The organism is Bradyrhizobium ingae (assembly GCF_055791185.1).
Genome location: NZ_JBVUBB010000047.1, coordinates 15619 through 28015, shown reverse-complemented (window position 1 = coordinate 28015; position 12397 = coordinate 15619). Strand labels below are relative to the sequence as shown.

Annotated in this window: 15 protein-coding genes; 12 read left to right on the top strand and 3 right to left on the bottom strand. The window is 63.2% G+C overall.

Annotated elements, in window-relative coordinates; genetic code table 11:
* Positions 1-52: 52 nt before the first annotated feature.
* A complete protein-coding gene (locus ACV1FX_RS37390; RefSeq protein ID WP_473122523.1) occupies positions 53-580 on the bottom strand; it encodes a GNAT family N-acetyltransferase in 528 nt (175 codons plus the stop codon).
* 235 nt (positions 581-815) lie between these two features.
* On the opposite strand from ACV1FX_RS37390, the gene ACV1FX_RS37385 reads away from it, so the two are divergent.
* The 12 genes from ACV1FX_RS37385 to ACV1FX_RS37330 all read left to right on the top strand — a co-directional run bounded on the left by ACV1FX_RS37385 (position 816) and on the right by ACV1FX_RS37330 (position 10076).
* The gene (locus tag ACV1FX_RS37385) at positions 816-1412 is read left to right on the top strand and encodes a superoxide dismutase (RefSeq protein ID WP_449381426.1); all 597 of its coding nucleotides are present in this window, start codon (positions 816-818) and stop codon (positions 1410-1412) included.
* A 264-nt stretch (positions 1413-1676) separates the two neighbouring features.
* Positions 1677-2579 (top strand): hypothetical protein, encoded by a 903-nt coding sequence (locus ACV1FX_RS37380; RefSeq protein ID WP_473122522.1) that lies wholly within the window; start codon positions 1677-1679, stop codon positions 2577-2579.
* Between the two features lie 166 nt (positions 2580-2745).
* Complete coding sequence (locus tag ACV1FX_RS37375; protein ID WP_473122521.1) at positions 2746-3357, top strand: permease; 612 nt, start codon at positions 2746-2748, stop codon at positions 3355-3357.
* Positions 3354-3854 (top strand): hypothetical protein, encoded by a 501-nt coding sequence (locus tag ACV1FX_RS37370; protein ID WP_473122520.1) that lies wholly within the window; start codon positions 3354-3356, stop codon positions 3852-3854. The genes ACV1FX_RS37375 and ACV1FX_RS37370 overlap by 4 nt, the downstream gene beginning before the upstream one ends.
* Before the next feature lie 65 nt (positions 3855-3919).
* The gene (locus tag ACV1FX_RS37365; protein WP_473122519.1) at positions 3920-4156 is read left to right on the top strand and encodes a hypothetical protein; all 237 of its coding nucleotides are present in this window, start codon (positions 3920-3922) and stop codon (positions 4154-4156) included.
* A gap of 2 nt (positions 4157-4158) precedes the next feature.
* Positions 4159-4914, top strand: coding sequence for a metal ABC transporter ATP-binding protein (locus tag ACV1FX_RS37360; protein ID WP_473122518.1), 756 nt, complete (start codon positions 4159-4161; stop codon positions 4912-4914).
* A 6-nt stretch (positions 4915-4920) separates the two neighbouring features.
* A complete protein-coding gene (locus ACV1FX_RS37355) occupies positions 4921-5787 on the top strand; it encodes a metal ABC transporter permease (RefSeq protein ID WP_473122517.1) in 867 nt (288 codons plus the stop codon).
* Positions 5787-6656 (top strand): metal ABC transporter substrate-binding protein, encoded by an 870-nt coding sequence (locus tag ACV1FX_RS37350; RefSeq protein WP_473122516.1) that lies wholly within the window; start codon positions 5787-5789, stop codon positions 6654-6656. The genes ACV1FX_RS37355 and ACV1FX_RS37350 overlap by 1 nt, the downstream gene beginning before the upstream one ends.
* A gap of 154 nt (positions 6657-6810) precedes the next feature.
* Positions 6811-7863: a CobW family GTP-binding protein gene (locus ACV1FX_RS37345; RefSeq protein ID WP_473122515.1), complete on the top strand. Its 1053-nt coding sequence runs from the start codon at positions 6811-6813 to the stop codon at positions 7861-7863.
* Complete coding sequence (locus ACV1FX_RS37340; protein ID WP_473122544.1) at positions 7863-8882, top strand: WD40 repeat domain-containing protein; 1020 nt, start codon at positions 7863-7865, stop codon at positions 8880-8882. Before ACV1FX_RS37345 ends, ACV1FX_RS37340 begins: the two co-directional genes overlap by 1 nt.
* 32 nt (positions 8883-8914) lie before the next feature.
* Positions 8915-9631: an MgtC/SapB family protein gene (locus ACV1FX_RS37335; RefSeq protein ID WP_473122514.1), complete on the top strand. Its 717-nt coding sequence runs from the start codon at positions 8915-8917 to the stop codon at positions 9629-9631.
* Positions 9632-9728: 97 nt separating this feature from the next.
* Positions 9729-10076 carry a hypothetical protein gene (locus ACV1FX_RS37330; protein WP_473122513.1) on the top strand — a complete coding sequence of 116 codons (348 nt, stop codon included), beginning with the start codon at positions 9729-9731 and terminating at the stop codon, positions 10074-10076.
* A gap of 310 nt (positions 10077-10386) precedes the next feature.
* Here the strand turns inward: ACV1FX_RS37330 and ACV1FX_RS37325 are convergent, their stop codons facing one another.
* On the bottom strand, positions 10387-11829 hold the full coding sequence (locus ACV1FX_RS37325; protein ID WP_473122512.1) for a homospermidine synthase: 1443 nt from the start codon (positions 11827-11829) through the stop codon (positions 10387-10389).
* A gap of 48 nt (positions 11830-11877) precedes the next feature.
* Positions 11878-12267: a RidA family protein gene (locus ACV1FX_RS37320; RefSeq protein WP_473122511.1), complete on the bottom strand. Its 390-nt coding sequence runs from the start codon at positions 12265-12267 to the stop codon at positions 11878-11880.
* Positions 12268-12397 lie beyond the last annotated feature (130 nt).

Genomic DNA, 12397 nt, shown 5'->3' with positions numbered 1-12397 from the left:
CGACATATTACCGGGTGGTCTGCGCCCGCGCCAGCCAGTCGTCACGCAGGGCTCACCAGGGCAGGCCGCAGAGGTCGATGGTGCCGAGCGTCGGAGCACGGACGATGTTGAAGACATAGGGCGCCATATGGTCGAAGCGGATCCGCCCCTCCGGCTGCTCGCAATAGACCTCGCCCTTGAAGGGCAGCCAGCTGCGCGCGGCGTAGAACGCGAAATTATGCGGCTCGCAGAACAGCAGCGCAAAGCGCGCCGCTTCGTTGGCGCGGATGGTATGCACGGCGGCGTCGATTGCCATGGTTGCATAGCCGCGGCCGCGCCGGTCCTCGCGGGTGCAGACCCCACCGATGCCGCCGATATGCGCCTTCTGTCCGTTCCAGGTCACGGTGCGGAAGTAGATGCCGACGTGGCAGACGAGGCCGTCTTCGGGCGTCTCGATCAGCACGCGCAAATCGGCATTGGCCCATTTAACGTGGGCCCAGGGCTTGTTCTCGACCATCCGGCGGCCCCAGACCGCGCTGTGCAGCGGCTCGGCGACCGGCCATGAGGCATCGCCGTTCAAAATGTCGATCTCGATGCTCATGGGTCCGGCCTTTGCTGACTCCGCGGGAGGATGCATTCGTTCTCTCTTAAACGCTTCAAAGGCAATGATATTTTGCGTCCCTTCTGCGAGCCCGATCCTGTGTGGTGTATTTGCGCAGTCACGCCATGCCGTCGCATGACCCGTTTTCGCAAATTCCCGGTGTTTTACGGAGCAGGAACCTTCTATAAGGAGTGACCGTTAAGCCACGTTCCCCACCAGTTGCGGACAAGAACCCATGACCTTTACGCTCCCCCCACTCCCTTACGCCTATGACGCCCTCGGCCAGTACATGTCGAAGGAAACACTCGAATATCACCACGACAAGCATCATCAGGCCTATGTCACCAACGGCAACAACGCGCTCAAGGGGACCGAATGGGAAGGCAAGTCCCTTGAGGAGATCGTGAAGGGCTCCTTCGGGAAGAACCCGGCGGTCTTCAACAATGCCGGCCAGCACTACAACCACATCCACTTCTGGAGCTGGATGAAGCCCAATGGCGGCGGCACCAAGCTGCCGGGCAAGCTCGAGAAGAAGATCAACGAGGACCTCGGCGGCTTCGAGAAGTTCAAGACCGACTTCCAGGCGGCGGGCGTCGGCCAGTTCGGCTCCGGCTGGGCCTGGCTGTCCGTGAAGAACGGCAAGCTCGAAATCTCCAAGACGGCCAACGGCGAGAATCCGCTGGTGCACGGCGCCACCCCGATCCTCGGCGTGGACGTCTGGGAGCACTCCTACTACATCGACTATCGCAACCGCCGCCCCGACTATCTGAAGGCGTTCGTCGAGAACCTCGTGAACTGGGAATACGTGGAGTCCCTGTTCGACAAGGCGTGAGATTTTACTCCGTCATTCCGGGATGGTGCGTCAGCACCAGACCCGGAATCTCGAGATTCCGGGCTCGCACTTCGTGCGCCCCGGAATGACAGAATCGAAAAGGCGGCCGCATGTGCGGCCGCCTTTTTTGCTGCGCAGGCCCTACGTCGGCATCCTCTACAACACTGGCAAAGGTACCTGCACCTCTACATTGCAAAATCCCATGTCCGGTACAATAATCGATTCGATGATGACAATTTCAGAACGGCGATTGAGGGATGCTGATTGTCCAAGAGAAAAAGCGCAAATCGTCGTCAACAAGGCCCACGTCGAAAATCCAATGAAGTTGGTAAAAATGCCGCGGTAGATCACGAGGCCGCCAATAAAGCCAACGTGACTTCCAAATGCTGCAAGAGAGAACCCGAGAGCGAGCCCGGTTATAAGAAGTGGCTTGAGATCGGGGGCGCGATCATCTCGGTTTTGACCCTGATCGCCGCCGGTTTCGCGGCTTATTTCTCCGGCGACTTGGCTTACACAACGCGAGATATGGCTAACGACGCCCATACGGCTTACACCGCGACACAGCGGGCCTTTGTCACACTCAAAGAGATCAAAATAGAGCCAGGTGAAGGACTGATTTCCGGGAAAGTAGATGAGATTGCGAACGCCAAATACTGGACATTCACGACCAGCTTTGAAAACAGCGGCAATACGTTGACCCGAAATCTACAAATTTACCCAGGGGTTGTTCTGACTACCGCGCCAAGTAGCACAATGGCTTCCGCTCAATTGCAGCAAGTTATCGTTGGAAATCAAAGTTCCGTTGCTAATGCGACGGTTGATCCAGAATCTCTCAAGCAGAGCACTAGATTTAAGAATCGAAATCTCGTGCTTGGTCCTCATACAGGCGCCATCCTTGGCGGAGTTGCCGTTCCTTCCGAAATCCTCGCCTCCACAAATCCTCACTGGTTTATCTTCGGATTTTTGGAGTACGACGACATTTTCCCCAATACCAATCATCATCTTACAAAGTACTGTTATGAGGTAATCGGATTTCCCAAAGAGGGAGAGCCGCGGCCGCGCGTCACTCCCTGTAGCCATTGGAATTGTGCTGATGAGGAATGCGTCGCGGACAAAAAGGCATATGATTCCGAACCCAGGATACTCTTCCCAGCTTTGCCCAAGTGAGATGCCTCAGACCAGCAAGAGTAGCTTCGCGCCGCCCTCCCGGAATTTGCCCCCACCTCGCATAGCTCTGCGCGAGGCGCGCATCGCCCCCGCCATCACCGTGTTTGCATCGCCTCGGTGGCACCCTTAAGCAGAACGGGTATCCCCTCGATCCGACCCGAGCCCGTTGTCAGAACCTTCCTCGAACAATCCGGCACCTGCCGAGGACGCGGAATCCGAACCGCGGCCGGGGCGGGTGCGCAAGCCGATCGGCTGGTCGACGATCATCATTGCGGCATTGGTTGCGGTGAGCGCGGCGCTGGTGTGGCGGCGCGACGGTGCCAGCGGTGTCATGGAGATCCTCACCCATGATCTCTCCTTGTTCTCCGGCATCCTGCCGCGCGTGCTTGCCGGCTGCCTGCTCGGGGCCTTCATCTCCGAGATCCTGCCGCACGAGAAGGTATCGCGCTCGCTCGGGCCGAACTCCGGCTTGACGGGCCTGCTGATCGGCACCGCCTTCGGTGCGATCCTGCCGGGCGGCCCCTTCACCGCCTATCCGGTGGCAAGCGCGCTGCTGGCGGTCGGCGCCGATTTCGGCGCCACCATCGCCATGGTCGTGAGCTGGACCCTGATCGGCTATGGCCGGGCGGTCGCCTGGGAAATCCCGATCATGGGCACCGATTTCACGCTGTGGCGGATCGTGATCTCGCTGCCGCTGCCGGTGCTCGCGGGCGCGCTCGGCCGCTTCGTCTATGTCCGGCTCTATCCGAAACGTGATGCAAAGGACGACGAGGCGTGAGCGCCGCGCTTCTCATCGACATCCTGTTGTGGGGCTCGGTGCTCGGCGTCGGCCTGATTGCCTTTCGTCGCAGCCCTGCAGTGTTCAAGGCCTCGCTCCGCGAAGGGTCGATGGACTTCGTCAACATCGTGCCGCGGATCGCACTGGGCGTGATCGGCTCCGGCTACATCGCCGCGATCATCCCGCAGGAGGTGATCACCGGCTGGCTCGGCCCTGATAGCGGCTGGCTCGGGGTGGCCACCGCCGTGGTCGCCGGCGCGGCCACGCCGGGCGGCCCCGTGATCGGCTTCTCCATCGGCACGGTGGCGTTGAAGTCCGGCGGCGGCGTCCCCCAGGTTGTCGCCTATGTCGTCGCCTGGGCGCTGTTCGCCTTCCAGCGGGTGATCCTGTGGGAAATCCCGTTCATGCCGGCCCGTTTCGTCTGGTTCCGCTGCGCCGTTTCGGTGCCGTTCCCGTTCGTGGCGGCGGCCATCGCCATGGTGACCGGCAAGCCGTGATTGGCTGCAACGCGGACGGCATTCCGGGCGTGGACAGGAGTAATGTTATAATATAACGTTTGGGGATGGTTCCCGCCGCGTCCCACGCTCACCATCACGACCATTCCCAGGGCCACTCCCACGACGACGCCCATGCCCATGGGCACGACCATACGCATGCCCATGTCCACGATCCCTCGGCGCCGCATCCGGCCCAAGCGGCGCCCTGGTCGATCCTGCGCATGACCATGGCGGGGCGCCTGGCGGCGGCTCTGGCCGTCTGCGCGGTGCTCTGGGGCGTGGTCTTCCTGGCGATGAGGTGATCATGGCGGCGCTCGGTTTCCACAACGTCACCCTCGGCTATGACCGGCATCCGGCCGTGCATCATCTCAGGGGCGAGATCGCCCCCGGGGCGCTGGTCGCGGTGATCGGACCGAACGGCGCCGGCAAGTCGACGCTGCTCCGCGGCATCGTCGGCATCCTGAAGCCGCTCGCAGGCAGCATCCATCTCGGCGGGCTCGATCCGCGCGACATCGCCTATCTGCCGCAGACCGCCGATATCGACCGCAGCTTCCCGATCTCGGTGTTCGATTTTGTCGGCACGGGCCTCTGGCGTGGCATCGGCCTGTTCGGCGGCATCGGCAAAACCGCGCGCGAGAAGGTCCTGGGTGCGATCGCGGCGGTCGGCCTGAACGGTTTTGAGAATCGCCCGATCGGTACGCTCTCGGGGGGGCAGATGCAGCGCGTTCTGTTCGCGCGCGTGCTGCTCCAGGATGCCGCGCTCATCGTGCTGGATGAGCCCTTCAACGCCATCGACAGCAAGACCACGGCCGATCTGCTCGCGCTGGTGACGCGCTGGCATGGCGAGGGCCGCACCGTGCTCGCTGCGCTGCACGACATGGAGATGGTGCGGGCGCACTTCCCGCAAACGCTATTGCTTGCGCGAGGCCCGGTGGCCTGGGGCGCGACCGCCGAGGTGCTGACGGCGGAGAACCTCATGGTCGCGATGCGGATGTGCGAGGCGTTCGACGACAGCGCGGCGGCCTGCGCCGACGATGACGAGCGCTCGCAGGCGGCATGACGCACGATGTATGACGCGCTGATTGGCCCCTTCACCGAATTCGAGTTCATGCGACGCGCGCTCGCCGCCGTGATCGCGCTGGCGCTCGCCGGCGCGCCGATCGGCGTATTCCTGATGCTGCGGCGGATGAGCCTCGTCGGCGATGCCATGGCGCATGCGATCCTCCCCGGTGCCGCGATCGGCTTCCTGCTCTCCGGCCTCAATCTGTTTGCGATGACCGCCGGCGGCCTGATCGCGGGCTTTGCGGTGGCGATTCTCGCCGGTGTCGTCGCGCGCTCGACGGGCCTGAAGGAGGACGCCTCGCTTGCGACCTTTTATCTGGCCTCGCTGGCGCTGGGCGTCACCATCGTCTCGATCAAGGGCACCAACATCGACCTTCTGCATGTGCTGTTCGGCAACATCCTCGCCATGGATGACCAGACGCTGCTGGTGGTCGCCTTCAACGCGACGATCACGCTGCTCGTCCTTGCGGTGATCTACCGTCCGCTGGTGATCGAGAGCGTCGATCCCTTGTTCCTGCGCACCGTGAGCCGCGCGGGCGGACCGGCGCACCTCGCCTTCCTCGCGCTCGTCGTCATCAACCTCGTCAACGGCTTTCAGGCACTCGGCACCCTGCTTGCCGTCGGCCTGATGATCATGCCCGCCGGTATCGCGCGGTTCTGGTCGCGCGACCTCACCGCGATGATCTGTATCGCCGTCATCGCCGCTGCGGTGTCCGGCTATGCCGGGCTCGTGCTGTCGTTCCAGACCCGGATTCCCTCAGGCCCCGCGATCATTCTGGTGGCATCAGCGTTCTACGTCGTCTCCGTGCTGTTCGGCAGCGTCGGCGGGCTGGTCCGGCAGATGTTTCCCGGCCGGCATCTGGAGGCGTGATGCGCCGCCTTCTGCTCTTCGTCGTTGCATGCCTCTTGATCGCGTCGCCGCTTCACGCAGCGGACCGGCTCGACGTGGTGGCGAGCTTCTCGATCCTCGCCGATTTCGTCCGCAATGTCGGCGGCGATCGCATTAACCTCACCACGCTGGTCGGTCCCGACAGCGACGTCCACGTCTACACGCCGGCGCCGGGTGACGCGAAGCGCATCGCGGATGCAAGGCTCGTCATCGTCAATGGCCTTGGCCTGGAGGGCTGGCTGCCGCGGCTGGTTCAGTCCTCCGGCAGCAAGGCAACCGTCGTGACGGCGAGCGCCGGCATCGCGCCGCTCAAGCTCGGCTCGGATGCCGATCCGCATGCCTGGCAATCGATCCCCAACGCGAAGGCCTATGTGACCAACATCGCGGGCGCGCTGGCTGCGGCCGCGCCTGAGGATGCGGAAGTTTTCCGTAGGCAAGCCACGGCCTATCTGGAAAAGCTCGAAACGCTCGACCGCGAGGTGCGCGAGGCCATCGCAAAGATCCCGCCCGAGCGGCGCAAGGTGATCTCGACCCACGATGCCTTCGGCTATTTCGCCGCCGAATACGGTATCCAGTTCATCGCCCCGCTCGGCGTCTCCACCGAAACCGAGCCCAGCGCCCGGGATATCGCCGGCATCATCAGCCAGATCCGGGCCCAGAAAATCCCGGCCGTGTTCCTCGAGAATATCAGCGACGACCGGCTGATCCGGCGGATCGCGGCGGAGACCGGCTCGAAGGTCGGCGGGACCCTGATTTCGGACGGTTTGACCGGCGAAAAGGGGCCTGCCCCCACTTACATTGACATGGTCAGGCACAATATAAAGGCCCTGACCAGCGCGCTTGACCACTAGAGCACGATCCGGAAAAGTGTGCAGCGGTTTTCCGAAAAGATCGTGCTCAAACAAGGAACTAAAGCGCGATGACGATCCAACCTAGATTCATCGCGCTTTAGGGCAGGGGCCACCCCGCCTCGCGTCGCGCGACAAGCCCGATGTCGGAGTAGTTATGTCTGAAGTGACCTCTCAGAAGATTCCCGTGACCGTGCTGACCGGCTATCTCGGAGCCGGCAAGACCACGCTTTTGAACCGCATTCTGTCGGAGAACCACGGCAAGAAATACGCCGTCATCGTCAATGAATTCGGCGAGATCGGCATCGACAACGACCTCATCATCGGCGCCGATGAGGAAGTGTTCGAGATGAACAATGGCTGCATTTGCTGCACCGTGCGCGGCGATCTCGTGCGCATCATGGACGGGCTGATGAAGCGCAAGGGCAAGTTCGACGCCATCATCGTCGAGACCACCGGTCTTGCGGACCCCGCGCCCGTCGCCCAGACCTTCTTCGTCGATGAGGACGTGCAGAAGAATGCGCGGCTCGACGCGGTCGTGACGGTTGCCGATGCCAAATGGCTGTCCGACCGGCTGAAGGACGCGCCCGAGGCCAAGAACCAGATCGCGTTTGCAGACGTCATCGTGCTGAACAAGACCGACCTCGTCTCCAAGCCAGAGCTCGCCGAGGTCGAGGCCCGCATCCGCGGCATCAACCCCTATGCCAAGCTGCACCGCACCGAGCGCTGCTCGGTGGCGTTGGCCGATGTGCTCGATCGCGGCGCCTTCGATCTCGACCGCATCCTCGAGATCGAGCCTGATTTCCTGGAGGCCGATGACCACGATCATGATCATGATCATCACCACCATCACGGCCACGACCATCATCACCACCATGATCACGGCCACGGCCTGAAGCACTATCACGACGAGGAGATGCAGTCGCTGTCGCTCAAGACCGACAAGCCGCTCGACCCCAACGTGTTCATGCCCTGGCTCCAGAACCTCGTGCAGGTGGAGGGCCAGAAGATCCTGCGCTCCAAGGGCATCCTCGCCTTCCATAATGATGACGACCGCTACGTCTTCCAGGGCGTGCACATGATGCTGGAGGGCAATCATCAGCGGAAGTGGAAGGAGGACGAGCCGCGCGAGAGCCGTCTCGTCTTCATCGGTCGCGAATTGCCGGAACAGGCCATCCGCGAAGGTTTCGAGAGCTGCATCGTCTCGTGATGAAAGAGTTTACGCCGGCTCCCGATTCACCCTCGATCGTCTCCGTCACCGACCGCGTCAAGCCGGTCGGGCTCGGGATGGCCGTGACGTCCGTGCATTTTCTTGGCTCGCGTGCCGCTTTCGTCGGCGGCGAGGAGAACGTCGCGCTGGTAGATAGCCAGGGTGAGATCACCACCGTCGCCGCGCATAGCGGCGGCATTCTCTCCACGGCCAGCGATGGCAAGCGCCTCATCATGGGCGGCGACGACGGCAAGGTCACGGCGCTCGACGCCAAGGGTGAGGTGACGCTGCTCGCGACCGATCCCAAGCGGCGCTGGATCGATGCGGTGGCGCTGCACGCGGATGGCGCCTTCGCCTGGTCGGCCGGCAAGTTCGCCTTCGTCAAGAGCGGCAAGAACGAAGAGAAGTCGATCGAGGTGCCGTCGACCGTCGGCGGCCTCGCGTTTGCACCAAAAGGCCTGCGGCTGGCGATCGCGCATTACAACGGCGCGACGTTGTGGTTTCCGAACATGGCTGGCAGTGCCGAATTCCTGCCCTGGGCCGGCTCGCATCTCGGCGTCACCTTCAGTCCGGACAACAAGTTCCTGGTCACCGCGATGCACGAGCCGGCGCTGCATGGCTGGCGGCTCGCCGATAACAAGCATATGCGCATGACCGGCTATCCGGGCCGCGTCCGCTCGATGTCCTGGAGCACCGGCGGAAAGGCGCTGGCAACGTCGGGCGCCGATACCGTGATCCTGTGGCCGTTCGCCAGCAAGGACGGTCCGATGGGCAAGGAGCCCGCGATGCTCGCGCCCTTGCAGGCGCGCGTGACGGTGGTCGCCTGCCACCCGAAGAGCGACATATTCGCTGCCGGCTATAGCGACGGCACCGTGCTGATGGTGCGGCTGGAAGACGGCGCGGAGATTCTCGTCCGCCGCAACGGCACGGCGCCGGTCGCGGCGCTCGGCTGGAACGCCAAGGGAACGTTGCTTGCATTCGCCGACGAGACCGGCGATGGAGGGCTCCTCGAGCTTTGATCAACGGTCATATTCCGACCGTATGAGGGGCCATGCGGTTTCTGACGACCTTCCAGCTTGCTGACTTCCTCGACACGCTGATCAGCCTGTTCACGGCCTTCGTGCTGGGAACGCTGATCGGTGCCGAGCGGCAATATCGCCAGCGCACCGCAGGGCTTCGCACCAATGTGCTGGTCGCGGTCGGCGCCGCCGCCTTCGTCGATCTCGCCATGCATCTGACCGGGGCCGACGGCGCGGTCCGCGTGATCTCCTACGTCGTCTCCGGCATCGGCTTCCTCGGCGCCGGCGTCATCATGAAGCAGGGCATGGACGTGCGCGGGTTGAACACTGCGGCGACGCTCTGGGCCTCGGCCGCCGTCGGCTCCTGCGCTGGCGCCGACCTGGTCGCGCAGGCCGTCGCACTCACGGTGTTCATCATCGCCGGCAACACGTTGCTGCGTCCCCTGGTCAACGCGATCAACCGCATCCCGCTGAACGAGAAGGCGCTGGAGGCGACCTACTACTTCAAGGTCGCAGTCACGACGGAAGCCTTGCCCGACATGCGCGACCGCCTGGTCGACAAGCTCGAGAGCGCGAAATATCCGGTGGCGGATGTCGAGGTGGTCGAGATCGGCGACGACATCCTGGAAATCGTCGCAAAGCTGGTCGCGACCGCGGTCGATCCGAACGAGCTGAACGCGGTGGCGGTCGACATGCAGCGCCAGTCCGGCGTGCGCCACGCGACCTGGGAAGTCAGCACGACGGACTGAACGCCGCACTCCTTGCGGGTTCCCGAACGTCATCCCACGGGAACTGCAGTCCGACCATTTCGTTGATACCGCGAACGAGTTCGCGGGGTAGCCCGAGATGGCCGGCAAGCAAGACAAGCTGAGATTTCAACGCGATCTGCTGATCGCCTGTTTCCTGTTCGGGGCGGGTATCCTGATTTCCGGCCTGTCGCTGGCGCAGATCCGGGCCGAGAGCCGGCAGCACATGGCTCAAGCCACACAGCCGCTGCAAGGCACGCCGGCGCCGGATGATCAGAGCAAGACGCCTGCGCAATCAAAGCCCGGGGGTGAGCGTCCCACCACCCCGGCGCCCGAGCCCGCGCGCCCCGATCCGCAGACCCAGGGCGCAGCAAAGCCGGTGTTGCCGCAGGCGCCCGCGGAGAAGATCGCCCCGCCGATCAAGGAGCCGCCGGCCAAGGAAAAGTAGTAGGCGTTGCCCATACGCTCGGTGTCATCACCCGCGAAAGCGGGTGATCCAGTATTCCAGAGACGGCAGTAATTGAATCGAGAAGCCGCGGCGTACTGGATTGCCCGCTTTCGCGGGCAATGATGGCGGAGAATGAGGCGACGTCAGCGCGCCTTGCGTTACGGTCCCTGATTTATCCGACGTATCAACGACCTCGCAAAATCCACCGTGCATCACACCCGCAGTCATCGGCTACTTTGCATGGGGTTGTTTTCGACTTTTTTGATGCCTCGCCTTTGGCGCCTTTGGCAGGGCATCACGCCGGTGCGTGTCAGCGCACCAGAATGTTCCGGAACTGCCAGGGATCGGACGTGTCGATGTCTTCCGGAAACAGTCCCGGACGATCCGTCAGCGGGGTCCAGTCGGTGTAGAAACCCTTCACCGGGCCGAGATACGGCAGCTGGATTTCGAGCAGACGATCGAAATCCATCTCGTCGGCTTCGACGATGCCTTCGTTCGGATTCTCCAGCGCCCACACCATGCCGCCGAGCACGGCGGAGGTCACCTGCAGGCCGGTTGCGTTCTGATAGGGCGCCAGTCGGCGGGTCTCTTCGATCGAGAGCTGCGAGCCGTACCAATAGGCATTGTTGTCATGGCCGAACAGCAGCACGCCGAGTTCGTCGATGCCGTCGACGATCTCGTTCTCGTCGAGGATGTGGTGCTTCTCCTGCATCTTCGCTGCGCGGCCGAACATCTCATGCAGCGACAGCACGGCATCGTCGGCCGGATGATAGGCATAGTGGCAGGTCGGCCGATAGATCGCCTTGCCCGATGCGTCGCGCACCGTGAAGTAATCGGAGATCGAGATCGACTCGTTGTGGGTGACGAGGAAGCCGTATTGCGCGCCGCGGGTCGGGCACCAGGTGCGCACGCGCGTGTTGGCGCCGGGCTGCATCAGATAGATGGCGGCGCCGCAGCCGGCTTCGTGGGTGCGCGCATTCTCGGGCATCCACTTCTCGTGGGTGCCCCAGCCGAGCTCGGACGGCTGCACACCTTCCGACAGGAAGCCTTCGACCGACCAGGTGTTGACGAAGACGTCAGGCTCTTTCGGCTTCTTCGAGCGCTGGGTGTCGCGCTCGGCGATGTGGATGCCCTTGATGCCGGCCTGCCGCATCAGGTCGGCCCATTCGGCCTTGGTCTTCGGCCGGGGAGCGTTGAGCTTCAGATCGGCGGCGACATTGAGCAGCGCCTGCTTGACGAAAAACGAGACCATGCCGGGATTGGCGCCGCAGCAGGAGACGGCCGTCGTCGAGCCCTTGGGCCGGGCCTTCTTGGCGGCCAGCGTCACTTCGCGAAGCGCGTAGTTGGAGCGCGCTTCCGGGCCCTTCGACGCATCGAAATAGAAGCCGAGCCAGGGCTCGTTGACGGTGTCGATATAGAGAGCGCCAAGTTCGTTGCAGAGCTCCATGATGTCGGTCGAGCCGGTATCGACCGAGAGATTGACGCAAAAGCCCTGGCCGCCGCCTTCGGTGAGCAGCGGGGTCAGCAAGTCGCGATAATTGTCCTTGGTCACGGCCTTCTGGATGAAGCGGACATTGTGCTTCTCGCAATGCGCCTTGCGGCCCTCGTCCTTGGGATCGATCACGGTGACGCGCGACTTGTCGTAATCGAGATGCCGCTCGATCATCGGCAGCGTGCCTTTGCCGATGGAGCCGAAGCCGACCATGACGATGGGACCGGTGATCTTCGCGTAGATCTGCGAGGGGGGGCTCATGGGATGGTTTCTCCGGAACGTGCTGGCGGACAAAAGGTGAGGGGTGGATCAGGCGCTGCGGCGCTTGGCGGTGACTTCGATCTCGACCTTCATCTCGGGCTTGTAGAGCGCCAAGACGACGAGCAGCGTGGCGGCCGGACGGATCTCGCCGAGGAACTCGCCGCAGACCGCGAAGTGGGCGTCTGCGTCTTTGGCGTCGGTCAGGTAGTAGGTCGCGCGGACGATGTCGGCCATCTCGAATCCGCCCTCCTTCAGGGCGGCCTCGATGGTCTTGAAGCAGTTACGTGACTGGCTCGTGACATCTGATGGCATCGTCATCGTCGTGTAGTCGTAGCCGGTGGTTCCGGCGACGAAGGCGAAGTCGCCGTCGATCACGGCGCGGCTGTAGCCGGCAGTCTTCTCGAAGGGCGAGCCGGTGGAAATCAGGCGACGGGACATCTGTTCGACCTCGACTGAAGCGGGTGTTTCGCGGGGTTAAAGGGCGTTTCCGGGGCCTGCGCAACCCCAAAGGAAGCGGGTCTAGCGCAGGCGCGGCCGGACGTTGCCGCTCAGCGCGGCTTCGGTCGTC